This is a genomic window from Blastococcus sp. CCUG 61487, from assembly GCF_005222955.1.
Taxonomy (GTDB): Bacteria; Actinomycetota; Actinomycetes; order Mycobacteriales; family Geodermatophilaceae; genus Blastococcus.
Window position 1 is genome coordinate 1 of sequence record NZ_LWUA01000140.1, and the last position, 263, is coordinate 263.

Sequence of the window (263 nt, forward strand, 5' to 3'; positions counted from 1 at the left end):
GGGGTGCGGTCGCTCATGCCGAGCTGCTTCCTCTCGTCCCGGTGGTCACCAGCCGCGCCACCGTCTCCACCAGGAGCTCCCGCTCCACGGCCTTGATGCGTTCGTGCAGTCGTGCCTCGTCGTCGTCCGGTCGCACCGGGACCTCGCGCTGGGCCAGCACCGGGCCGGTGTCCACCCCGGCGTCGACCAGGTGCACCGTCGAACCGGTGACGGTCACCCCGGCGGCGAGGGCGTCCCGCACCGCGTGCGCGCCGGGGAACGCC

General features: G+C 74.5%; 1 protein-coding gene. It reads right to left on the reverse strand.

Translation table 11 applies throughout. The features are described from left to right. Positions 1-13: 13 nt before the first annotated feature. Positions 14-263 (reverse strand): phosphoribosylglycinamide formyltransferase (purN, locus tag A6V29_RS08600; RefSeq protein WP_283956343.1); only part of this gene is annotated, 250 nt, incomplete at its 5' end.